The organism is Micromonospora inyonensis, from assembly GCF_900091415.1.
Classification (GTDB): Bacteria; Actinomycetota; Actinomycetes; order Mycobacteriales; family Micromonosporaceae; genus Micromonospora; species Micromonospora inyonensis.
Genome location: NZ_FMHU01000002.1, coordinates 2,788,641 through 2,812,183 on the forward strand (window position 1 = coordinate 2,788,641; position 23,543 = coordinate 2,812,183).

18 protein-coding genes and 2 pseudogenes are annotated in these 23,543 nt (G+C 73.3%); 3 read left to right on the forward strand and 17 right to left on the reverse strand.

Annotation, left to right across the window (positions count from 1 at the left end):
* Window positions 1-10 precede the first annotated feature (10 nt).
* Both GA0074694_RS26750 and aroC read right to left on the reverse strand, forming a co-directional pair.
* Window positions 11-523 (reverse strand): shikimate kinase, encoded by a 513-nt coding sequence (locus GA0074694_RS26750; protein WP_091462753.1) that lies wholly within the window; start codon window positions 521-523, stop codon window positions 11-13.
* The gene (aroC, locus tag GA0074694_RS26755; RefSeq protein ID WP_091462754.1) at window positions 520-1,698 is read right to left on the reverse strand and encodes a chorismate synthase; all 1,179 of its coding nucleotides are present in this window, start codon (window positions 1,696-1,698) and stop codon (window positions 520-522) included. Before aroC ends, GA0074694_RS26750 begins: the two co-directional genes overlap by 4 nt.
* A 227-nt stretch (window positions 1,699-1,925) precedes the next feature.
* Between aroC and GA0074694_RS34385 the strand changes: the two genes are divergently transcribed.
* Both GA0074694_RS34385 and metK read left to right on the forward strand, forming a co-directional pair.
* On the forward strand, window positions 1,926-2,753 hold the full coding sequence (locus GA0074694_RS34385) for an FAD-dependent monooxygenase (RefSeq protein ID WP_141714286.1): 828 nt from the start codon (window positions 1,926-1,928) through the stop codon (window positions 2,751-2,753).
* Window positions 2,692-3,885 carry a methionine adenosyltransferase gene (gene metK / locus GA0074694_RS26765; RefSeq protein ID WP_091462755.1) on the forward strand — a complete coding sequence of 398 codons (1,194 nt, stop codon included), beginning with the start codon at window positions 2,692-2,694 and terminating at the stop codon, window positions 3,883-3,885. The genes GA0074694_RS34385 and metK overlap by 62 nt, the downstream gene beginning before the upstream one ends.
* A 58-nt stretch (window positions 3,886-3,943) precedes the next feature.
* On the opposite strand, the gene GA0074694_RS26770 is transcribed toward metK, so the two are convergent.
* The 9 genes from GA0074694_RS26770 to GA0074694_RS26815 all read right to left on the reverse strand — a co-directional run bounded on the left by GA0074694_RS26770 (window position 3,944) and on the right by GA0074694_RS26815 (window position 14,431).
* Complete coding sequence (locus GA0074694_RS26770; protein WP_091462756.1) at window positions 3,944-4,762, reverse strand: shikimate dehydrogenase; 819 nt, start codon at window positions 4,760-4,762, stop codon at window positions 3,944-3,946.
* Window positions 4,762-5,964, reverse strand: a complete 1,203-nt coding sequence (mltG, locus tag GA0074694_RS26775; protein WP_091462757.1) for an endolytic transglycosylase MltG — start codon at window positions 5,962-5,964, stop codon at window positions 4,762-4,764. The genes GA0074694_RS26770 and mltG overlap by 1 nt, the downstream gene beginning before the upstream one ends.
* Complete coding sequence (gene ruvX / locus GA0074694_RS26780; protein WP_091462758.1) at window positions 5,964-6,422, reverse strand: Holliday junction resolvase RuvX; 459 nt, start codon at window positions 6,420-6,422, stop codon at window positions 5,964-5,966. Before ruvX ends, mltG begins: the two co-directional genes overlap by 1 nt.
* A gap of 103 nt (window positions 6,423-6,525) precedes the next feature.
* A complete protein-coding gene (gene alaS / locus GA0074694_RS26785) occupies window positions 6,526-9,204 on the reverse strand; it encodes an alanine--tRNA ligase (RefSeq protein ID WP_091462759.1) in 2,679 nt (892 codons plus the stop codon).
* A complete protein-coding gene (locus GA0074694_RS26790) occupies window positions 9,201-9,506 on the reverse strand; it encodes a hypothetical protein (RefSeq protein ID WP_091462760.1) in 306 nt (101 codons plus the stop codon). The genes alaS and GA0074694_RS26790 overlap by 4 nt, the downstream gene beginning before the upstream one ends.
* Window positions 9,507-9,529: 23 nt before the next feature.
* Window positions 9,530-9,991: a DUF948 domain-containing protein gene (locus GA0074694_RS26795; protein WP_088984965.1), complete on the reverse strand. Its 462-nt coding sequence runs from the start codon at window positions 9,989-9,991 to the stop codon at window positions 9,530-9,532.
* Window positions 9,992-10,139: 148 nt separating this feature from the next.
* Window positions 10,140-10,772 carry a hypothetical protein gene (locus GA0074694_RS26800; RefSeq protein ID WP_091464064.1) on the reverse strand — a complete coding sequence of 211 codons (633 nt, stop codon included), beginning with the start codon at window positions 10,770-10,772 and terminating at the stop codon, window positions 10,140-10,142.
* A 1,850-nt stretch (window positions 10,773-12,622) separates the two neighbouring features.
* A complete protein-coding gene (locus GA0074694_RS26810) occupies window positions 12,623-14,125 on the reverse strand; it encodes a replication-associated recombination protein A (RefSeq protein WP_091462762.1) in 1,503 nt (500 codons plus the stop codon).
* A 75-nt stretch (window positions 14,126-14,200) separates the two neighbouring features.
* Window positions 14,201-14,431: a hypothetical protein gene (locus GA0074694_RS26815; RefSeq protein ID WP_091462763.1), complete on the reverse strand. Its 231-nt coding sequence runs from the start codon at window positions 14,429-14,431 to the stop codon at window positions 14,201-14,203.
* Window positions 14,432-14,643: 212 nt separating this feature from the next.
* Here GA0074694_RS26815 and GA0074694_RS26820 point away from each other — a divergent pair, with 212 nt between their 5' ends.
* Window positions 14,644-15,276: a GNAT family N-acetyltransferase gene (locus GA0074694_RS26820; protein ID WP_245714923.1), complete on the forward strand. Its 633-nt coding sequence runs from the start codon at window positions 14,644-14,646 to the stop codon at window positions 15,274-15,276.
* Between the two features lie 170 nt (window positions 15,277-15,446).
* Here GA0074694_RS26820 and GA0074694_RS26825 read toward each other — a convergent pair whose 3' ends face one another.
* From GA0074694_RS26825 to GA0074694_RS26855, 6 genes and pseudogenes are all read right to left on the reverse strand, one after another.
* Window positions 15,447-16,721, reverse strand: a complete 1,275-nt coding sequence (locus GA0074694_RS26825; protein ID WP_091462764.1) for an MFS transporter — start codon at window positions 16,719-16,721, stop codon at window positions 15,447-15,449.
* Complete coding sequence (locus GA0074694_RS26830) at window positions 16,718-17,308, reverse strand: ArsR/SmtB family transcription factor (protein ID WP_281190355.1); 591 nt, start codon at window positions 17,306-17,308, stop codon at window positions 16,718-16,720. The genes GA0074694_RS26825 and GA0074694_RS26830 overlap by 4 nt, the downstream gene beginning before the upstream one ends.
* A gap of 88 nt (window positions 17,309-17,396) precedes the next feature.
* A pseudogene (locus tag GA0074694_RS26835) lies at window positions 17,397-18,211 on the reverse strand (SDR family oxidoreductase).
* Between the two features lie 854 nt (window positions 18,212-19,065).
* A pseudogene (locus GA0074694_RS26845) lies at window positions 19,066-20,924 on the reverse strand (acyl-CoA dehydrogenase).
* A 33-nt stretch (window positions 20,925-20,957) separates the two neighbouring features.
* Entirely contained in the window at window positions 20,958-22,424 is a 1,467-nt protein-coding gene (locus GA0074694_RS26850) for an MFS transporter (RefSeq protein ID WP_091462765.1), read from the reverse strand.
* Window positions 22,425-22,603: 179 nt separating this feature from the next.
* The gene (locus GA0074694_RS26855; protein ID WP_245714924.1) at window positions 22,604-23,278 is read right to left on the reverse strand and encodes a hemerythrin domain-containing protein; all 675 of its coding nucleotides are present in this window, start codon (window positions 23,276-23,278) and stop codon (window positions 22,604-22,606) included.
* Window positions 23,279-23,543: the final 265 nt, after the last annotated feature.

Here is a 23,543-nt window from a genome sequence, read left to right on the forward strand (position 1 = left end):
TGGGCGGTCGTCAGCGGTCGAGCAGCGTCAGCACCTCGGTGACGATGTCGGCAGGGTCACGCCCGTCGGTGACCACCGTGGCGGTCGCCACCTCCTGGTAGAACGGGCGGCGCTGGTCCAGCAGGTACCGCAGCGTCGCCCTCGGGTTGAGCGCCAGCAGCGGCCGGCCGACGCCCAGGTCGACCCGCTTGATCGCGTCGGTCAGCTCGACGCTGAGATACACCACGGTGTGCCCGACCAGTTCGGCGCGGTTCTCCTCGGCCAGGACCGCACCACCGCCGAGGGCGAGCACGCCGGGGCAGGACGCCAGCGCCGCCGCCACCGCCGCCCGCTCGAGGGCACGGAAGTGCGCCTCTCCCTCGTCGACGAAGATCTCCGGGATCGGCTTGCCGGCCATCCGCTCGATGTCCTCGTCCGTGTCGCGGAACTCCACCCCCAGCGCGCCGGCGAGTGCCCGCCCGACGGTGGTCTTACCCGCGCCCGGGGCCCCCACCAGCACGCAGACCGGCCGGTTCACCGTCATCTGATCACCAGGGCGTCGAGGTAACCGGCGAGGTTGCGGCGGATCTCGGCCACCGAGTCGCCGCCGAACTTCTCCAGGGTGGCCTCGGCGAGCACCAGGGCCACCATGGCCTCGGCGACCACCGCCGCGGCCGGTACGGCACAGACGTCCGACCGCTGGTTGATCGCGGTGGCCGGCTCGCCGGTGGTCACGTCCACCGTGGCGAGGGCCCGGTTCAGCGAGGAGATCGGCTTCATCGCGGCCCGCACCCGCAGCGGCTCACCGGTGGTGATGCCGCCCTCCAGGCCACCGGCCCGGTCGGTCACCCGGCGCACCCCGGTCGCGGTCGGCACCATCTCGTCGTGCGCCTCGGAGCCCCGGGAGCGCGCCTGCTGCCACCCGTCGCCGATCTCGACGCCCTTGATCGCCTGGATCGACATCAGCGCGGTGGCCAGCCGGGCGTCGAGCTTGCGGTCCCACTGCACGTGGCTGCCGAGACCCGGTGGCACCCCGTACGCCAGCACCTCGACCACGCCCCCGAGCGTGTCGGCGGCCTTCTTCGCGGCGTCGACCTCGGCGACCATCCGGGCGCTCGCCTCCGGGTCGAGGCAGCGCAGCGGGTCGGCGTCGATCCGCGCGGCGTCCTCCGGCCGGGGACGCAGCCCCGGCGCGGCCGCGACCGGGCCCAGCTCCACCACGTGCGAGACGATCTCGACGCCCAGGGTCTGCTTCACCAGGGCCTTGGCGACGGTACCGACGGCGACCCGGGCGGCGGTCTCCCGGGCGCTGGCGCGTTCCAGGATCGGCCGGGCGTCGGTGTGCCCGTACTTCTGCATGCCGGCCAGGTCGGCGTGACCGGGACGGGGGCGGGTCAGCGGCGCGTTGCGTGCCTGCCCGGCCAGTTCCTCGGCGTCGACCGGGTCGGCGGCCATCACGGTGCGCCACTTGGGCCACTCCGAGTTGCCGACCCGGATGGCCACCGGGCTGCCGATGGTCACGCCGTGCCGGAGCCCCCCGATGATCTCGATCTCGTCCTGCTCGAACGCCATCCGCGCGCCCCGGCCGTAGCCGAGTCGACGGCGGGCCAGCTCGGCGGAGATGTCCCCGGTGGTGACCTCCACCCCGGCGGGGACGCCCTCCAGGAGCGCGACCAGGGCGGGACCGTGCGATTCACCTGCAGTCAACCAGCGCAACACCGGACCAGTCTGGCACGCCCCGCACCCGTCGCCCCGCACCGGCCACCGCGTCCCGCCCTGCGGACCACCGGAGTCACGAGAGGCGACGCGACGGGTCCGGCCCTCTGCGGTCCCGCCGGTCGAAAGCACGGTTCGAGTCAGCCTGGAGGAGCGCTCGTACCCGCTGGCCTAGCGTCGGGCCCGAACGACACCGGGGCCGGGCGACGGGCCCGGGGAACGGACGTGACATGACGAGCAGACGACACCGGACGGACGTGCTGGTGGTGGGCACCGGCCCGGTCGGGCTGACCCTGGAGGCGGAACTGGCCCGGTACGGCGTCGACGCCACCGTCACCGGACCGGAGGGTCGATGGCACGACCTGTCCTGCCGGGTCGACGCGGTCCGGCCGTACGACGACCGGGTGGAGGCCCGGCTCGTCGAATCCCGCGACGGCGCGGTGACCGTGGTGACCGCCGGCTGGCTGGTCGCCTGCGACGGTGCCACCGCGCCGCTGCGCCCCGTCCCGCGCCCGGCCGGCGCCGGTCACCCAGCCCCGGGCACCGGCCGGGTGTTCCGCTGCGGCGGCGACCGCCCCGGCGCGGGCGGGCACGACGGCGTCAGCGACGCGGTCAACCTCGGCTGGAAGCTCGCCGCCACCCTGCGGCGCTGGGCCGGGGCGGTGCTGCTCGACAGCTACCACGAGGAACGACGGCCGGCGGCCACGGACGGCCCCATCGGCCACCGCTACCACTCGTCGATCGCCGGGCGTGCCCGCGTTGCGGGCCGCGTTCGCCGCCGCCGGGGTGCCGTTCGCCGTCCACGACTACCGCGACGCGGTGGTCGCCCACCGGTACCGGCAACCGTTCGTCCTGCTACGGCCGGACGGGTACGTGGCCTGGCGGGGCTGGCGCCCGCCGGCCGACCCGGTGGCCCTGTTGGATCTGGTCCGGGGCGCGACCCCACGTCCCGCCCCCGTTCCGGTAAGCGTCTGAGTCGAACCCGAGAGGAACACTGTGGCACGTCGCCTGTTCACGTCCGAGTCGGTCACGGAGGGCCACCCGGACAAGATCGCTGATCAGATCAGTGATGGGATTCTGGATGCGTTGTTGAGTCAGGATCCGCGTTCGCGGGTCGCGGTGGAGACGTTGATCACGACGGGGCAGGTGCACGTCGCGGGTGAGGTGACCACGAAGGCGTATGCGGATATCCCGTCGATCGTGCGGGAGACGATCCTGGGGATCGGGTACGACTCGTCGCGTAAGGGGTTCGACGGGGCGTCGTGTGGGGTGAGTGTGTCGATCGGGGCGCAGTCGCCGGACATCGCGCAGGGTGTGGACAACGCGTTCGAGTTGCGGACGGGGTCGTCGGAGTCGGCGTTGGATGCGCAGGGTGCCGGGGATCAGGGCATGATGTTCGGGTTCGCGTGTTCGGAGACGCCGGAGCTGATGCCGTTGCCGATCGCTTTGGCGCACCGCCTGGCGCGGCGGTTGTCGGCGGTGCGGAAGGACGGCACGATTCCGTATCTGCGTCCGGATGGTAAGACGCAGGTGACCATCGAGTACGAGGGTCTGCGTCCGGTCCGCCTGAACACGGTGGTCGTGTCCTCGCAGCACGCGGCGGACATCTCGCTCGACGGACTCCTCGCCCCCGACGTGCGGGAACACGTCGTGGACCCCGAGCTGGAATCGTTGGGACTCGATTCCGGCGGGTACCGGTTGTTGGTGAACCCGACGGGTCGGTTCGAGATCGGTGGACCGATGGGCGACGCCGGCCTGACGGGTCGGAAGATCATCGTGGACACCTACGGTGGGTACGCCCGGCACGGTGGTGGGGCGTTCTCCGGTAAGGACCCCTCAAAGGTCGACCGGTCCGCCGCCTATGCGATGCGGTGGGTGGCGAAGAACGTCGTCGCCGCCGGACTGGCCGAACGCTGTGAGACGCAGGTCGCCTACGCGATCGGCAAGGCCCACCCGGTCAGCCTGTTCATCGAGACGTTCGGCACGGAGAACGTGCCGGTCGAGCGGATCGAGCAGGCCGTCAACGAGGTGTTCGACCTGCGTCCCGCGGCGATCATCCGGGACCTGAACCTGCTCCGCCCGATCTACCGGCAGACCGCAGCCTACGGCCACTTCGGCCGGGAACTGCCCGAGCTGACCTGGGAGAGCACCGACCGGGCCGCCGACCTCAAGTCGGCCGCAGGAGCCTGACGCACCGGTCGGGAAAGCTGACGCCCGCCCCCGGGCTCGCACCGAGCCCGGGGCGGGGTCAGCGGGGCGGCGGCAGCGCCGCGCGCATCGCCTCGACCGGGGCGGTGACGCCGGTGAAGTGCTCGAACTGGCCGACGGCCTGGGCGAGCAGCAGGTCCAGGCCGGAGACCACCCGAGCGCCGGCCGCCCGGGCGGACGCGGCGAGCGGGGTCGGCCACGGGTCGTAGATGGCGTCGAAGCAGACCGTCCCGGGCCGCCAGGCGGCCACCTCGGCGAACGGGTCGGCCGCCCCCTTCGGCAGGGTGGAGACCACCACGTCGACGTCGAGGTGCGCGGCGGCCTCGGCCCACGGGGCAGCAACCATCGGCACGCCGAGCGCCCCGGCCACCGGCCGTAGCTCCGCCACCGCCTCCGGACGGCGGGCCAGCACGGTCACCGACTTCGCGGCCAGCCGCGCCGCCGCCGCGACGGCCGCCCGGGCGGTGCCCCCGGCACCGAGCACGGTGACCGTGGCACCCGGAGCCACCCCGGCGGCGGTGAGCACCTCCACCATGCCGACGACGTCGGTGTTGTCCGCGTACCAGGAGCCGTCGGGACGGTGGACCAGCGTGTTCGCGGCCCCGACGGCGGCGGCGACCGGCGACACCTCGGCGGCCACGGTGAGCGCCGCCTCCTTGCCCGGCATGGTCACCGACAGCCCGGCCCACTCGGGGCCGAGCCCGGCGACCAGGCCGGGCAGCCCGGCGGCGTCACACTCGATCCGGGTGTACGACCAGCCGGTCAGCCCGGCCGCCGCGTAGCCGGCGTTGTGGATCGCCGGGGAGAGGGAGTGCGCGATCGGCGTACCGACCACCGCCGCTCGACGGCCGTGCGTCATCAGATGATGCCGGCCTCTCGCGCCTTGGCCTCGTTCTTCAGCTGCTCCTCGTAGGTCTCGGCGAAGGCGGAGTGCCCCTCCTTGTCGATGGCCACGAAGTACAGCCACTTCCCCGCCGGCGGGTCCATCGCCCCTTCCATCGCGTCCTTGCCCGGGTTGTTGATCGGGGTCGGAATCATGCCCCGCAGCTTGCGGTTGTACGGGTTCTTCGGGTTGTCCATGTCGGCGGCGGTCATCTCCTTGGAGGACTTGGTTCGCTGACCGGTCGACTCCAGGTAGTAGTTGACCGTGACGTCCATCTCCAGGCAGTTGCAGGGGAACTCACCGTAGGCGCGGTTGTAGGCCACCCGGGCGACCTTGCCGAGGTCGTCCTTGTTGCCGGCCTCGGCCTGGGCGAGCGACGCGACGATCAGCGCCTCGTACGGGCTGATGCCGCCGCGTTCCTTCTCCACCCGCTCGGCGAAGTTCATCTTGCCGGTGACGGTGAGGAAGTTCGACACCATCTCCTTGAGGATGACCTGGGCGGTCGCCTTCGGCGGGATCTCGTAGGTGTCCGGGTAGAGGAAACCCTCGACCGACTTCTTGACCGGCTTGCCGTCGGTGCGCTTGAACCACCAGTCCGGGACGCCGAGCGCCTCCGGGTCCTTCGCCGCCGCCTCGAAGTCCTCCACCGGGATCTTGGTCTGCTCCGACAGGAGCTTGAACGTCTGTTTGGCGCTGCGCCCCTCGGGGATGGTGATCCCCTTGACGATCTTGTTCTTCAGGTCGAGGAGCATGCCGAGCGCGCTCTCGCCGCTCATCTCCTTGCGCACCTTGTAGGTGCCGGGCTGGATGTTCTTGCTGCGCGCGTTCTCCTCGGCGGCGTCGATGAACGCCTGGGCGCTCTTGATCACGCCCGCCTCGTACAGCACGTTGGCGATGTCCGCGATCAACGCGCCCTGCTTGACCTCGATGGTCACCTCACCCGTGCCGGTGCCGTCGTAGTCGGGGGTGACGAAGTAGCTCTGCACCCGGTCGAACCCGTAGAAGGCGCCACCGCCGATCGCGCCGAGCAGCACGAGGGCCAGCATCAGGGCGAGCACCGTACGGCCGCCGCCGCCGGACTTGCCCTTGCCCTTGCGCTTGCGCATCGCGCTGCGCCGGTGCTTGCCCTTCTCACCCCGGTCGCGTTCGTCGAAACCGAGGTCCAGGTCGTCGATCATTACGTCCGCCTCCGCTGCGCGTCTAGCCAGCTCTGCAGAATCTCCACCGCGGCGGCCTGGTCGACCACCGCGCGTTGCCGTTTACCCCGGACGCCCCGCTCGGCCAGCCTACGAGAAGCCACCACGGTCGACATCCTCTCGTCCGTCAGCGTCACCGGAACAGGCGCTATTACATCAGCCAAACGGGTCGCGTACGACGTGGCGTGTACGGCGGCCGGGCCGTGCCGTCCGGCCAGGTTCACCGGGAGACCGACCACCACCTCGACCGCCCCGTGCTCGGCCACGAGCCGGAGCAGCTCGGCAACGTCGGTGGGCACCCGGTCGTCCTCGCTGGTCAGGTCACGGGCGAGGGTGACCAGCGGGGTGGCCAGGATGCCGTCCGGGTCGCAGATCGACACGCCGACCCGGACCTGTCCGACGTCCACCCCGAGACGGACGCCCCGGACGAATTCCCTCACTCGGGCTCACTCCTCCACCGGCCCGCGCCGGGCCGATTCCGTACCGCAGGAACACACCAGGGCGGACCGTCCGGCCCGCCCTGGTACCCCATCGACGGGGACGTCACGCCTCGCTGATCGCCTTTTCCACCGTCAGCAGCAGATTCGGCGCCTCGGCCGCCGGCAGGCCACCGCCCTGCGCCAGGTCGGGGCTGCCCCCGCCCCGGCCGGAGAAGGCCGCCTTGACCAGGTCGTTCGCGGCCAGTCCGCGGCTGCGCGCCGCGCCGTTCACCGCCACCACCAGGGACGCCTTGCCGCCCGCACGGGCCGCCACCGCGACCACCGCCGGCCGCGCCGCATCGATCCGGCCCCGGATCTCCTGGGCGAGGGTCCGCACGTCGTTGCCGGCCGCGCCCTCCGGCGCCTCGGTGCCGACGTACGCGACTCCGCGCACGTCCTTCGCCTGCGCGGCGAGCGCCGCCGCACCGCCGAGCACCAGCTGGGCGCGGAGCTTCTCCAGCTCCTTCTCGGCGTCGCGGAGCTGGGTGACGGTCTGCTCGACCCGGTCGGCAACCTGCTCGCTGGGCACCCGGTACAGCTCCGCCAGTCGCGCGACGAGCAGGTGCTCCTTGGCCAGGAAGCGGAACGCGTCCATCCCGACCAGCGCCTCGACCCGGCGCACCCCGGACCCGATCGACGACTCGGAGAGGATCTTCACCAGCCCGAGCTGCCCGGAGCGGTCGACGTGGGTGCCGCCGCACAGCTCACGGGCGTAGTCGCCGACCTCGACGACCCGCACCTCGTCGCCGTACTTCTCGCCGAAGAGCGCCATCGCGCCGAGCCGGCGGGCCTCCTCCAGCGAGGTGACGAAGGCGTGCACCTCCAGGTCGGCCAGGAGCACCTCGTTGACCTGCTGCTCCACGTCGTGCAGCACGCTCGGCGCGACCCCGGTCGGGGTGTTGAAGTCGAACCGCAGCCGGCCCGGTGCGTTCAGCGAACCCGCCTGGGTGGCCGACTCGCCGAGGAAGTTGCGCATGGTCTGGTGCACCAGGTGGGTGGCGGTGTGCGAGCGGGAGATCGCCCGCCGCCGGGTCACGTCGATCTCAGCGAAGCCCGTCTCCCCGGCCCGCACCTCGCCCCGACGCACCCGCGCCCGGTGCACCACCAGGCCGGGCACCGGCTGCTGGACGTCGAAGATCTCGACCTCGCCGCCACCGACGGTGACCAGGCCCTGGTCGGGCTGCTGTCCACCGCCCTCGGCGTAGAACGGGGTCGCGTCGAGCACCAGCTCGACGGTGTCCCCCTCGACCGCCGCCGCGACCGGGGCACCGCCGGAGAGCAGCGCCCGGACTCTCGCCTCGCGCCTGGTCTCGGTGTACCCGGTGAAGGTCACCGGGCCGCCGCTGTCCAGCACCGACCGGTACGCGGACAGGTCGGTGTGCCCGGTCTTGCGGGCCTTCGCGTCGGCCTTGGCGCGGGAGCGCTGGTCGGCCATCAGCCGGCGGAAGCCCTCCGCGTCGACGGTCAGCCCCTGCTCGGCGGCGATCTCCAGGGTCAGGTCGATCGGGAAGCCGTACGTGTCGTGCAGTTGGAACGCCTTGTCGCCGGAGAGTGCCGGCTTCCCGGCCTGCTTCGTCTCGCTGATCGCGGTGTCCAGGATCGTGGTGCCGGCCCGCAGGGTGGAGAGGAAGGCGTCCTCCTCCGCGTACGCGTACTGCGAGATCCGGTCGAACTCGGTGGCCAGTTCCGGGTACGACGGGGACATGCAGTCCCGGGCCACCGGCAGCAGCTCGGGCAACGCCCGGTCCTGGTAGCCCAGCAGCCGCATCGCCCGGATCGCCCGGCGCATGATCCGGCGCAGCACGTAGCCGCGCCCCTCGTTGCTCGGGGTCACCCCGTCGCCGATGAGCATCAGCGCGGTACGGACGTGGTCGGCGACCACGCGCAGCCGGACGTCGTCCGGGTGCGACTCGGCGGCCACGTGGCCGGAACTCGCGCCGTACCGCTTGCCGGACAGCACGGAGGCACGGTCGAGGATCGGCCGGACCTCGTCGATCTCGTAGAGGTTGTCGACGCCCTGGAGGATGGAGGCCATCCGCTCCAGGCCCATGCCGGTGTCGATGTTCTTCTTCGGCAGGTCACCGACGATGCGGAAGTGCTCCTTGCTGGTCACGTCCGCGATCTCGTACTGCATGAAAACGAGGTTCCAGTACTCCAGGTAGCGGTCCTCGTCGACCTCCGGGCCGCCGTCGCGCCCGTAGGCGGGGCCGCGGTCGTAGTACAGCTCGGAGCACGGCCCGGCCGGGCCGGGGATGCCCATCGACCAGAAGTTGTCGGCCTTGCCCCGACGCACGATCCGCTCGGTCGGCACGCCCACCGACCGCCAGATGTCATATGCCTCGTCGTCGTCCAGGTAGACCGTCGCCCAGATCCGCTCCGGGTCGAGCCCGAAGCCACCCTCCGCCGCCGGCTTCGTGGACAACTCCCAGGCGAGCGGGATCGCCCCCTCCTTGAAGTAGGCACCGAAGGAGAAGTTGCCGTTCATCTGGAAGAACGTGCCGTGTCGGCTGGTCTTGCCGACCTCGTCGATGTCTGGGGTGCGGATGCACTTCTGGACACTGGTCGCCCGCGGGTACGGCGGGGTCTGCTGACCCAGGAAGTACGGGACGAACTGCACCATGCCGGCGTTGACGAACAGCAGGTTCGGGTCGCTGATGGCGGGCAGCGGAGCGGACGGCACCACGGCATGGCCGTTCGCCTCGAAGTGGGCGAGATACCGCCGCTTGATCTCCGCCGTCTTCATCGCTGGGGTTCCTCCGGAAAGATCTCTCGGTCGCCGATGCGCGGGTCCTCCCGCAGCTCGGCGAACTGGTCGTCGAACGCCTCGCCCCGGGCGAACGCCTCGTGGATCTCCTGCTCGCGTTCGGCCATCCCGATCCGGACGTCCTCCACGAAGCTACGCAGCGACTCCATCAGTCCGCCAGCCGATTCCGCCAGCGAGCCGGCGATGCCCTGCGGGGTGTACGCGTGCGCGGTGCGGGTGGCCTTGCGGACCACCATCACGCCGGCGGCGAGCCCGATACCGAGCCAGAACAGACGCCTCATGCCCTCTTCCTCCCGCTACCCGCTCAGCGGTCGCCGCGCTTGGCGGCGCGGCGCTGCTGCTTGATGGTGTCGCGCACCTCGCGCTCGGTCTCGGCGTGCCGGCGGGCGGAGGCGGCCTTGCGCACGCCGTACCCGAAGGCGGCGACCTTGACCAGCGGGTTGGCGGCGGCCGCGGAGACCACGGTGGCCAGGTTCGCCACGTTGGCGGTGACGTTCTGGGCGTGGCTGGTCATGGTGTCGACCTTGGCGAGCTGGAGGTTCACCCCGTCGAGCGAGGTCTGCACCTGGGTAAGGGCGGTGTTGACGTTCTCCACCGTCGTGTTGACGTTGCCGAGCAGCGGCCTGGTCTGCTCGTTGAGGTCGTTGATCATGCGGGTGGTGGCGTCCACGGTGTGCCGCAGTCGCAGGATGGGCAGCGTCAGGATCAGCACCAGCATCGCGAACGCGATCGCCGCCACCAGCGCCGCGACCTCTCCAAGCTCCACGCGTGTCCTCCTCAAGCAGTGTCCCGCCGACCCGTCGTCGGCGGGACGTGCGACCCTCGTACCCATTCCGGCACGTCGTCACCGACCTGGTCGGTGACGACGCCCGGTCCGCCAGCCCCAGACCCTACCGTCAGTGATGGACGCCGGCTCAGGACGGTGACGGTGCCGGTGTCAGATCGTCGAGCGGGTCGTCGGTGAAGGTGGGGAAGGGATCCTCGCCGGTGAGCGACGGGTCCGTGCTCGGCTGTGGCCGGGTCCGGTCGTCGTCGATGGCATTGCGGACCTTCAACGACACCAACGAGCCGGTGCACTCCCCGGCTGCGGCGGGAGACGGCAGCGGCGACGGCGGGACCGCCGGTCGGCCGTCGGCCGGCGGCGGCACACACGTCGGTGGACGGACCCACAGGTCGAGGGTCAACTCGTCCCGCCGCCAGCAGGTGTACGCCCCGGGGGCGGGCTGCTCCGGGCAGCGGTCGATCCGCCACCGCTGCCAGCCGGCGGCGGCCAGCGCCCGCTCGTACTCCGGCGCGGTCTCCTCCGGGGCGCGCTCCGAGGAGGCACTTCGTTCCCGCAACCGACAGTCCTGGATGCACCAGCGGCTCCCGCTGACGTTGTCGACCGGGTCCTGGGCGGCCCAGGTCGGCACCGCCAACTCGTCCAGGGAACCGAAGACCGGGTCGCGGCTCAGCGTCCGGATGGCGAAGAAGGCCGGCACCGCGCCGAGCAGGAGCACGCTCACCGCGACCAGCACTCCGAGTCGGAGCCGACGGCGCTCCCGCATCTGCCGCCGCAGTTCGGAGCGGGCCACGCGGAGCGGCCCGCCGGTACGGGGACCGTCGTCGTCGGACGGTGCGTCCCCGGCGGCGCTGCGCAGCGGCGGTGGGGCGTCCGGCGACACCGGCGGCGCCACGGCGGCACGGGCCACGGCCGGCGGACCGGACGGCGGCGTGGCCGTGGCACGCACCGGACCGGACGGCGGCGCCGCTGGGACGTGGGCCGGACCGGCCGGCGGACGGACCGGACCGGAGGACGGATCGACGGACGGCGGACCGGACGGGTCGACGGGGGGTCCGGGGACGGCAGGAGCACCCGGACCGGACCCGGGACGGGCCGCGCCCCGGGCACCCGGCTCGATCGGGGCCGGAGGACGGGCCGTTCCGCGCGGACCCGCGTCGACCGGGGCCGCAGGGCCGGCTGTCCCCCGTGGGGCCGGCTCGACCGCAGCCGGCGGCCGGGCCGCACCCCGCGCCGGGCCGACGGGCGGTTCGCCCGGCGTCACCCGTGGTCCGGGAACAGGGGCGCCCGGTGCCGGCCGGGCGGCGGTGCCCGGTGCGGACGGCGGCACGACACCCGCTCCATGCGGCGGCACGACACCCGCTCCATGCGGCGGCACGACGCCAGGACCGGACCCGCCAGCCGGTCCGGACGGCCGGACCGGACCCGGCACGGGCGGAACCTGACCCGGGACGGGCGGAACCTGACCCGGGACCGGTGCCGCCGGTCCCGGGCGGGCCGCGCCGCGCGCCGGGGCGGCCGGCTCGGGCCCGGGACGGGGTGGCGGGGCGACCGGGCCGGGACGGGCGGTACCCCGGGCCGGTGGAGTGGTTCGCGGGTCCGGAGCCGGCCCGGCCGGGCCGGGTACCGGAGGACGGGCCGAACCGGTCGCCGGCCGGCCGGGCTCGGTCGGATCGGCGGCCCGACGACGCCCGACCGGCCGGTCGTCGTCCGGCGTGGCGTGGCTGCGACGTCCCCCCGCACGCTCTTCGTCGTGGTCGGCGGCGCCACGTCGCCGGCCGAGGGCGGACGGTGGTTCCGGTCGGTCACCCGGTGCGGGAGCCACCGGACCGGGAGCCACCGGACCGGACGCGGCCGACGCCGGAACCGGCGGGGCGTTACCCGACAACGGGACCGGCGGGGCGTTACCCGACGCCGGCACTGCCGGGACGTCCTGCTCGGGTACCCGCCGCCGGGCCACCGGGCGCTCGTCCGGGGCGGGGGGCCGCGTCCCGCCGACCGCGCCTTCGACGGACACCCGTCCGGCGGGACGCGGCCCACCGGGCACCGCCCGCGGAGCCGGTTCGGGCGCACCCGCCGGACGGCGCGTGCGGTCCACCGCCGGCGGGAGCCCGTGCCCGGGGCGGACCGGTGGTTGGGCCTCCGAGCCGGGACGGACCGGCGGTGCGACCTCGGGGCCAGGACGCGGCGCGGGGCCGGCGGAACCCGGCCACGGACCGTCCGGACGGCCCGGCCGACGGACGGGAGCGGCAGGTGGGACGGTGGATGGTGGGACGGCCGTCGGACCACCCGTGCGGGGCGGGGCGCCGGGTCCAGGCACGGAACCCGCAGGCGGGGCCGGCGCGACGGGTGGCCGGGGGCCGGCGGGCGGGGGCGAAGCGACGGGTGGCCGGGGGCCGGCGGGCGCCGGGTCGGACGCCTCCCGGACACCGGTCTCCGGGCCGATTTCGGTGCGCTGCCGCTTGGCGGTGCGCAGGTCGTCGATCCAGCCGAACTCCTCACCGGCGACCGGCTCCTCCGGCTCCCCCTCCCGGTTGCGCCCCCAGCGGCGTCCCCTGGCCTTGGGGTCCCGACGCTCGTCGGGACCCTCCTCCGGCCGCTCCGCACCACGAGGTCTCACTGGTGACCCTTCCTGGCGGCGTCCGCGCCGCCCTCATCCGCCGGGACGCCGGTCGCGTCCGTCGTGCTCCGTCCGGCCCCCACCGGCACGTCGGCGGTCGGGGTGGTCCGGCCTCTGACGATGCGGCGCAGCAGGGGCAGCCGGGCGGCCACCGCACGCTCCGCGCCGTGCTCGGTGGGCCGGTAGTAGTCGGTGCCGACGAGGTCGTCCGGGACGTACTGCTGGGTGACCACGCCCCGCTGGTCGTCATGCGGATAGCGGTAGCCGGTGCCGTGCCCCAGCCCTCGGGCACCGGCATAGTGGCCGTCGCGCAGCGAGCGGGGCACCGGCCCGCCCCGGCCGGCCCGGACGTCCCGGATCGCCGCCCCGATCGCGGTGGTCGCCGAGTTGGACTTCGGGGCGCTGGCCAGGTGGATCACCGCCTGGGCGAGGTTGAGCTGGGCCTCGGGAAGCCCGACGTACTCCACGGCGTGCGCGGTGGCGGTGGCCACGGTCAGCGCCAGCGGGTCGGCCATGCCGACGTCCTCGCTGGCGAAGATGACCAGCCGACGGGCGATGAACCGGGCATCCTCCCCGGCGACCAGCATCCGGGCCAGCCAGTGCAGTGCCGCGTCGACGTCGGAGCCGCGCATGCTCTTGATGAAGGCGCTGGTCACGTCGTAGTGGGCGTCACCGGCGCGGTCGTACCGGACCGCGGCCACGTCCACCGCCTGCTCGGCCGTGGCCAGGTCGATCCGGTCGGTCCCGAGCGCCGTCGCGGAGGCGGCGGCCGCCTCCAACGCGGTGAGCGCCTTGCGGACGTCACCCGCGGCGAGGCGGACCAGGTGGTCCTCGGCCTCGGGGGCGAGGGTGGGCACGCCACCCAGCCCTCGCTCGTCGGTGACCGCGCGGCGCAGCAGGCTCCGCACCGCGTCCTCGGTGAGCGGTTGCAGGGTCAGCAGCACGCACCGGGAGAGCAGCGGTGAGATGACCGAGAAGTACGGGTTCTCCGTGGTCGCCGCGAGCAGGGTGACCGTCCGGTCCTCGACCGCGGCGAGCAGCGAGTCCTGCTGGGTCTTGCTGAACCGGTGCACCTCGTCGATGAAGAGCACGGTGGGCGGACCGCCGGAGCGGCGTTGCCGGCGGGCCGTCTCGATGACCGCACGGACGTCCTTCACCCCGGCGGTGAGCGCCGACATGGCGACGAAGCGGCGATCGGTGGCCCGGGCGACCAGGTGGGCGATCGTGGTCTTGCCGCAGCCGGGCGGTCCCCAGAGGATCACCGACATCGGGGTCGCGCCGCCGACCAGCTGCCGCAGCGGCGAGCCGGGGGCGAGCAGGTGCTCCTGACCGACCAGCTCGTCGAGGTTCGCCGGGCGCATCCGTACCGGCAACGGGGCGTCGGCGCCGACGGTGTCGAAGCCGTCGACCCCGGACCCGGCGGGCGCGCCGCCGAAACCCGCGGGCGCGCTCGGCGCTGCGGCGGGATCACCGAGAGTGAACAGGGCGTCGGACTCCATCACGAGAACAGTACCGGCCCGGCCCCGTGCCGCCGGAAGCGCGGCACGGGACGGGCCGGTGATGATCGAGAGCGGTCAGCCACGCCCCGGTCGGCGGCCCCGGTACCACCGGCTACCACCCCCGCCGCCCCCGCCGCCCCCACCGCGCGGGCCCCGGCCGACCCCGGCCAGGTGGAGCGAGAGCAGGAGCAGGCCGATCAGGACCAGGGTGTTCCAGTTGAACAGGTCGGGCGCGCCGAAGTTGGTGTTCAGCAGGTCGATCAGCAGGGCGAAACCGAAAACGATGGCCGCGGCGATGGCGAGCATGTCGGTCCTCCGGTAGGGGTCGGGTACGTCGGCCGTGATGTACCCGATCGGTCCGGCCGCCAATCTCCAGCATGGACGGCATCCACGCCCCGACTAGGCTGGCCGCGTGATCGGACAGCGCGGGCGGCACACGGGCGGGCAGCGGTACTGGCGGCCCACGGTCACCACCCGTACGCCCGGCACGTGCTCGGCCGGGACGACGAGCCGCAGGCGTGGCTGCTCGACGGCACCACGGCGTGGCTGCTTCCGCCGAAGGGGGTCCGGTCGGCGGGGCGTTCGGCGCTCCCGGTCCGGCGGTGGAACTGTTCGCGGCGCTCCTGGCCCAGGGGGTCGTCCGCTCCGGACAGTGGCTGCACCTGCCCCGGCTGGGCTCCGCCGACCTGGCCGGGCCGCTGCCGATCGCCCGGCACCACGACTGGGACTTCCTCTGGGCCACCGCCGCGCCCCCGCATCAGCCCGGCGACCCCCGGGTGGTACGCCTCACCGCGTCGGACCTGCCGGCGCTCACCGCGTTGGTCGACGAGGCCTTCCCCACCAGCACCTCACGCCCCGGCGACCCCCGGGTGGTCGACTGGTACGGCATCCGCGCCGGCGACCGGCTGGTCGCTGCCGGCGCGGACCGCAGCCGGGGCGGGATCGGTTTCCTCGCCGGCCTGACCGTCGCGCCGGCCGAACGGGGACGGGGCCTCGGCGCGGCGCTGACCGCCGGCATGACCCGTGCCCTCTTCGCCCGGTACGACCACGTGGCGCTCGGCGTCTACACCCACAACGTCGGCGCGACCCGGTTGTACCGCCGGCTCGGCTTCACCGGAACCCTCGAGCGGACGTCCCTGGGCGTCGGCTGATCCCGCCGAGGCGGTGCGGCTGAGGTGGTAGGCGGTTGAGGTGGCAGGCGGTTGAGGTGGCAGGCGGTTGAGGTGGTAGCAGGGGTCCCCTGTTACCGCCTTTTGTCGAGGAGGGGTCCCCTGCATCCACCTGGCGCACCCGGCGCGGTCCGCGACGACGCGGGACGGCGTCAGCCGCTGGTGGTGGAGACGGGTGCCGTGGCGGGCGTGGCACGGCGGCCGGCCCGCCACGCGGGCAGGTAGAGCGGGGCAGCGACGGCCAGCACCACGGCACCGACCAGCATCGCGGTGCGCACGCTGGTGGCGTCGGCGAGGGCGGTGAGGACGACGCCCCCGAGCGCACCGGCCGGCATGGCCACCATCGAGTTCAGCGAGATCACACTGGTCCGGTACGGACCGTCGACCTGGCGGTGCAGCAGCCCCATGTGCAGCGGGTTCGACGCTCCGTGCACGCTGTAGCAGGCCAGGTAGGCGAGGAGCACGCCGACCGGTCCGGCGAGCAGCCCCATGCCGGCCACGGTGAGCCCCTGCACGATCCGCAGCAGCGCGGCGCTGGGCGCGGCTCCCCACCAACGCGTCAACAGCGGGGTCAGCGCGGCACCGGCCGCCGAGGCGAGCCAGGCGACGGAGCCGGCCGGGCCCAGCAGCGCCGCCGCCCGGTCCGCGTCACCGGTCACCTCGGCGAGGCGTACCGGGAGCAGGGTCTCGAAGGTGACCATGCCGAAGCCCCAGAAGAGTTCCACCGCGACCAGCGCGAGCAGCACCCGCGAGCGGCGCAGCAGCCCGAACGCCTGACCGACCATGCCCGGCGCGGCGGCGATCGAGGACCGCAGCGCGCCCCGGCTGCGGGCCGGACGCGGCTCGACCAGGAGCACCGCGAACGCCACCAGCACGACCACCTGCAGGACGACGGCCACCAGCACCGGCATCGTCAGCGCGCTCACCGGGCCGACCGGGCCGAGCGTGACCAGCCCGCCGCTGATCAGCGCACCGGCGCTGATCGACACGCCGAGGACGGTGCCGCCCTGGCCGAGCCCCTTCTCGTACGCCACGTCGGGGTCGGCGGCGAGGCTGGCGTCGACGTACCAGGAGTCCAGCGGGCCACTGTCCAGCGCCCGGTACAGGCCCTGGAGCAACCAGACCACGACGAAGAGGGCGAACGCGTCGGCAACGACGAAGAGCGCCAGCGAGGCGAGGTTGACCGCGGCGGCGGTGAGGAGCACCGGTCGCCGACCGAGAGCGTCGGCGAGACCGCCGGTCGGGAGTTCCAGCACCAGCACGACGAGCCCCTGGGCGGCGGTGGCCACCCCGATCTGGGCGAGGGTGAGGCCACGCTCCTGCATGAGCAGGACGAAGACCGGGATGAGCAGGCCGACCGGGAGCCACCGGAGCCCGTGCAGGAGCAGGTAGCGGTGGCGGACCTGCCGGACGGTGAGGGCGTTCACCGGGCGCGCTCCTGGGCGGGGAAGGCGGCGTGGACGAAGTGGATCGGCTTCGCGTCGGCCTCGTCGGGCGGCGATGCCTCGCGATAGCTGAGGACGAGCCGCGAGATCTCCTGGTTGAGTTCCTGCAACCGCTGCGGACCGATGACCAGGAAGGCGTCGCTCATGCCGGCGGCGTCGCGCCACTGCGGCGAGTACGTCGCCCGCTCGGCGAGCCACCGTTCGGCCTGCTCGGTCACCCACCGCACGTGTTCGACCTGCATCCACTCCACGGCGGCCCGGGCGTCCGGGTCGTCGTCGTAGTCGCTCGGCTCCCAACTGCTCGTGTCGTGCGCCGCGCGCCACCAGCGCTGCCGGGCGGTGCCCCGGTCCGGCTCCTCGGCCACCAGCCCGACCTCGGCGAGCTGCCGCAGGTGGTAACTGGTGGCCCCGGTGTTGGTGCCGAGGGCCTCGGCGAGCGAGGTGGCCGTCGCCGGACCGTCGGCACGCAGCGCACCCAGCAGCCGCATCCGGAGCGGGTGCGCGAGGACGCGGATCTGCCGGTGGTCCAGCCTGACCGATCGGATCTGCCCGCTCTGCTCGTTCGGCACACTTGCACGATAATTATGCAGAGATGCTGTGCACAAGTTCTGTGCGTTATCGGTACGGGTCGCGACCGTCCGGGGCGACGGCAGGTGGTCAGGGAGCGAGGAACTCGCGTACGCCACGCAGGCGGGTCGTGAGCAGGCGGGCCGCTCGGGAGCTGTCGAGGCGTACCACCCTCGGACGGCGCAGACCCGCCTCGACACTGGTCGTGGTCGTCAGGCCGGTCGGATCGAGCCCGTACCGCCGGGCGACCAGCAGGCCCAGGTCGACTCGGCTGACCGCTTCGGCTCCGGCCACGTTCAGCGGGCCGGCGTGGTCGGACGCGACGACCGCGAGCACCGCGTCGGCCAGGTCATCGACGTGTACCGGACAGCGGACCTCGTCGGTGAAGAGGGCCGCCCGGCCGGCGAGCGCGTCCAGGCAGAGGCGGATCTGGCTGCTCCGCTCGTCCCCGACGATCAGCGAGGTCCGGATCAGCGCGGCGGTGGGGTGGACCGCCCGAACGTCGTCTCGGCCGCCGCCTTCGCCGCCCCGTACGCGAAGATCGGGCTGGGCGGCTCGTCGTCGCCGTACGGCTCGTAGCGCCCGCCGTGCACGGAGTCGCTGGAGACGTGCACCAGCCGGGCCCCCACCGCGGCGGCCGCGACCGCGACGTGGGCCGCCCCGTCGGCGGTGACCGCCCAGTCGTCGTACCGGTAGCTGGTGCCGACGACCGCGTCGGGGCGTACCTCGGAAACCAGCGCGCGGACCGCCTCGCGGTCGCGGACGTCCAGCCGACGCGGCTGCACACCGGGGAGGGCCGGCTCGCGGGCGTGGTACGTGCCGACCACCCGCTCGCCCGTCGCCGCCGCCCGCCGGCACAGTTCGCCACCGAGATGACCGCTCGCGCCCACCACCAGCAGGGTCACCGGTCCGCCTCCCGTCCTCCCTGCGTCCGGACGACCGTACGGCGTGGTGACCGGCCACCGGCCACCGGCCACCGGGCCGGCACGCCCGGGGCGGCCCGGTCGCGGGGAGCCTTCCCCCACCCCACCGCACCCCGGGGTAGCCGCCCCTCGGGCGGGCCCGCCCCCACCGCCCGCGCCCGGCGTCGCACCGGTCGACGGGCCGCCCGTGAGCAGGTGGGAGGCCGCCCGTTCGACGATCCGCACCCGCGACGGCAGGGATGCCGGGGTGACCAGCGTCGCCGCCGCCCGGTATCCCGGGCCGGGGCGCAGGTCCCAGAGCCGGGCCCGCAGGCCGGGCCGCCCGGGGTACCCGAGCAGCCGGGGCGGATCGGAGGGCGGGGTGATCCGGACGTCCCGGATGCGCACCCGCAGCCCGTCGCCGGTCGCCTTCACCACCGACTCCCGCCGGCACCACTGCGCCAGTTCCGTGGACGGGTGGTCGGCCCCGAGGCGTTCCACGTCCACGCCGATCTCCCCCCGGCCGGCGACCGCCACCACCACCCGCCGCCCGGAGTGGGAGACCGAGGCCGAGAGCCGGTGCTCCGGCAGTCGGGGCCGCCCGTGCGGCCCGGCGCAGGCCGGGCACTCCCGCACCACCCGCACCCGGTCGGCCGGTACGCCCCGGTGATGGGCGACCGCCAGCCGCAGCAGTACCGCGCCGAGGGTGGACTGCCGACGGTGGCGAGGATGCCCGATCGCGGCGAGCCGCCGCCGCTCGGTGTCGTCGAGCAGCCGGCCGTGCCAGCGGCGCAGCATCCCCAGGTCGGCCCACCACACGGTGCCCGCCACGACGGGCCGGTGGGTCCGCCGGTGGATCAGAACGACTCCTCGGGGACGTCCATCAGGTCGAGCTGGGCCCCCTGGACGATCTTGCGGTCGGCGGTGAGCCGGGGCAGCACCTCGCGGGCGAAGAACCGGGCCGCCGCCACCTTGCCGGCGTAGAAGGACCGATCCCCGGTGGGGTGGCCGCCGCCGGCCAGGGCGCGCGCCGCGACCTCGGCCTGGACGAGGAGGAGCCAACCGACGAAGAGGTCGCCGAGGGCCAAAAGGACCCGGCGGCTGTGCAGGCCCACCAGGTAGAGCTGCCGGGGCTCCCCGCCCTGGGCCGCACCCAGCCACTCCAGCATCGCGCCGAGGGCGCCCTGCACGTCGGTCACCGCCCGGCCGAGGGCGGTCCGCTCCGCCGCCAGCGGGTCGTCCTCGACCTCCGCGCCGACGAACTCGCCGATCTCGGCGGCCACCGCCATCAGCGCGACGCCCTGGTCCTTGGCGATCTTGCGGAAGACCAGGTCGAGGCTCTGGATCGCGGTCGTGCCCTCGTACAAGGTGTCGATTTTGGCATCCCGGACGTACTGCTCCAGCGGGTAGTCGGTCAGGTACCCCGAGCCGCCGAGGATCTGCAACGACTCGTGACCGAGGATCTCGTACGCCCGCTCCGAGCCGAACCCCTTGACCAGGGGCAGGAGCAGGTCGTTGACCCGGGCGGCCAGCTCGGCGTCCGGTCCGAGGACCATCCGGTCCTGCCAGCGTCCGGTGTAGACGAGCAGGGCGCGCAGCCCTTCGGCGTACGCCTTCTGCAGCATCAGCGACCGGCGGACGTCGGGGTGGGCGATGATCCGTACCCGTGGGGCGGTCTTGTCGGCCATCCGGGTCAGGTCGGCGCCCTGCACCCGGTCCCGCGCGTACGCCACCGCGTTACGGTAGCCGGTGCCGAGGGTGGCGATGGCCTTGGTGCCGACCATCATCCGGGCGTACTCGATGATCCGGAACATCTGCCGGATGCCGTCGTGCCGATCCCCCACCAGCCAGCCGACGGCCGGCACGCCGTGCTGGCCGAAGGTCAGCTCGCAGGTGTTGGAGACCTTCAGCCCCATCTTCTCCTCGACGCCGGTCGCGTAGACGCCGTTGCGCGCGCCGACCTCTCCCGTGGTCGGGTCGAAGTGGAACTTGGGGACGACGAAGAGGGAGAGCCCCTTGGTGCCCGGCCCGCCCACGCCGGGTACGCCGACCGGTCGGGCCAGCACGTAGTGGACGATGTTCTCGGTGAGGTCGTGCTCGCCCGAGGTGATGAACCGCTTGACCCCCTCGATGTGCCAGGAGCCGTCCGGCTGCGGGACCGCCCGGGTGCGCCCCGCGCCGACGTCCGAACCGGCGTCCGCCTCGGTCAGGGCCATTGTGGAGGCCCACTCGCGGTCCACGAAGATCCGGGCCCACCGCTTCTGCTCCGGCGTCCCCTCGTGCCAGAGCACGTTGGCCAGAGGCGGCCCGGAGGCGTAGATCCAGACCGCCGGGTTGGCCCCCATCACCAGCTCACCGATCACCGATCACCGATCACCCGCCAGAGCATCCGGGGCGCGGGCGTGCCGCCCAGCTCCGGGGCCAGGTCGCCGAGCCGCCAGAACCCGGCGTCCAGGAACGCCCGGTACGCCTTCGCGAAGCCCGCCGGCAGCGGCGCCGTGTGGGTCGCCGGGTCGAAGACCGGCGGATGCCGGTCCCCCTCGGTGAACGCCTCCGCCAGCTTTTCCCGGGCGGAGCGGTCCACCTCGGCGAGGATCTGACGGATCGTCTCGACGTCCAGGTCGGGGTACCCGCCCGGGCCGAGGAACCGGTCGACGCCGAAGACCTCGAAGAGGTTGAACTCCAGGTCCCGCAGGCTGCTGCGGTAGTGGCCCATCTGTGCGTGCTCCTGTCTGCTGACGGTGGCGGCTCAACCGCCGTGGATGGCCGCCATGTCGACCTTGGCGCGGTTGTTCGGGAGCAGGAAGGTGACCAGGACGGCGAGGGCGGTGAGGATCGCGGCCACCAGGAACGCGGCGTGCAGGCCGTCCAGGAGAGCCGAGCCCTGTACCGCGCCCTCGCTGATCCGCCCCGACAACCGCTCGTTGGCGACGGTGACCAGGACGGCCAGGCCGACCGCGCCACCCACCTGCTGCGAGGTGTTCATCAGGCCGGAGGCGATGCCGCTCTCCTCCCGGGCGACGCCGCTGACCGCGGCCACCACCAGCGGCACCAGCGCCAGACCGAAGCCCGCGCCGGAGAGGATCAGGGTGGGGAGGAGTTCGCTGACGTACGACCCGTCGACCGTGCTGCGCAGCAGCAGCACCTGGCCGACCCCGACCAGCGCCAGACCGGCCATGATCAGGTTACGGGTGCCCAGGCGGGGGGTGAGCTGCATGGCCGCCCCGGCGAAGACCGCCATGGTGAGGCCGAGCGGGGCCCAGGACAGGCCGGCCCGGATCGGCGACCAACCGTTGATCACCTGCATGTAGAGGCTGAGGAAGAAGAAGGTGCCGTAGAGCGCGGAGGCGGCCAGCACGGTGAGGATGTTGGCCACCGCGATCTGCCGGTTGGCCAGGATACCGAGGCGCAGCAGCGGCTCCGGGGCGCGCTTCTCCCACCAGACGAAAACCGCGATCAGCACGACCGCCCCGGCCAGCCCGCCGATGGTGCGCAGGTCGCTCCAGTCGCGGTGCGAGGTGTTCAGCATGGTGTAGACGAGCAGGAGCAGACCACCGGTGATGGTCGCCGCACCGAAGCCGTCCAGTCGGCGCGGGCCGCCGGCCGTCTCGATGCTGGCGCCCCCGCGCAGGCCGGCCACGGTGAGGACGAGCAGCACCACGCCGACCGGGACGTTGATGAAGAAGACCCAGCGCCACCCGATCGTGTCGGTGATCAGCCCGCCGAGAAGCACGCCGGTGGTGCCCGCGATGCCGGAGAGGCCACCCCATACGCCCAGCGCCTTGCCCCGCTGCTCGGCATTGGTGAAGGCGCTGACCAGGATGCTCAGCGCGGCCGGGCTGAGCAGCGCCGCGCCGAAGCCCTGCACGCCCCGGGCGATGATCAGCGCCGTGTCGGACTGGGCGAGCCCGCCCGCCAGCGACGCGCCGACGAAGACGACGAGGCCGACCAGGAACATCCGCTGCCGGCCGAAGAGGTCCGCGCCCCGCCCGCCGAGCAGCAGGAAGCCGCCGAAGAGCAGCATGTACGCGTCGACCACCCAGGCCAGGGAGGAGGTGGAGAACTCCAGGTCGGTCCGGATCGACGGCAGAGCCAGGTTGACCACCGTCTCGTCGAAGATGACGAGCAGTTGGGCGCCACAGGTGATGGCGAGCAGGAGCGCGACCCGCCCCCGGCTCAACATCTGGTCCCGTCGGGGCACGGCGGCTTGCACCATCACAGCTCCTCAGCAGTGCTCGGTGGGTGGCGGGGGTAACGCCCGGACGGTCCGGGGCGGCACCGGCCCCGACAGGCGGTGAGGCCGGCACGCATGGTCGTCGGATCCGGCCGGCACCGGTCGGACCGGACGGTCTCCGGAGCGACCCACCCGGCTCGCGTGGCCCGCTCGGGCGCGGGTCAGTCGCCGAAGGCGCGCTGCTGGCGGCGGCGCAGCGAGCCGGCCAGCAGCTTGACCACCGGGCGGGCCGGCACACCCGCCCGTTCGCCCGGCTCGGCGACCGAGTCCAGCCAGGGCGGCACGAAACCGAGTGTCCACTTCGGCGCGGTCCTGAGCATGTTCCGCTCGAACCGGCTCCAGGCGGACGCCTCCAGGGCCGGGGCCAGCCGGTCGGTCAGCTCGCGCTCCTCGTCGGCGCAGTGCGCGGCGAGCGAGTCCCGCAGCCGCTGCACCGCCACGCCGAACTCGGCCCACGCGGTGGCCGGGGCGCCGTCGAGGGCGACCAGCCGCCCCCGGACGTCCTTGAGATGACCGAGCAGCTCGGCGTGCTCCCCCGTCATCAGGGTCAGCACGTCCTCGCCGGCACCGCGCTCCCGCAGCATCGGCCAGAAGAACTCGTCCTCGCCCTCGTGGTGGTGCTCGATGATCTGGAGGATCCGGTCGGCGTAGTCGATCAGGGCCGCCGCGCGCGCCGGATCGGCGGCGCGGGACAGGCCGGTGGCCGTGGTCGCGATACGACCCAGATCGCGCAGCTCGCCCGGTGTGCGAGCCGCATCGTGAGGTGACCGGAGGGAAATCCGACGGCTGGCTGACTGGACATGACCGACTCCTTGCTGCGGCGGCGCTGAACGCACGCCGACCGTATCAGCTATTGACCCACACCGGCGTCACAATCTCCTAAGCCCTGACCGGAGCATCGCATGCGGACCGATTGCCGGCGAATCGCGACCGAGGCTGGCCTTTTCTGACAGCACATATTGAATCGGACGGATCAGGCGCTGAACGGTAAATCCAGAGTGGATCGTCGGCTCCGCAAACCATGGCCAATGCGATCCACTTTCGATAAAGTGCGGTACTTGTTTGCTGCGCGAGCCGTGGACGGGGACCGCCAGATGACAG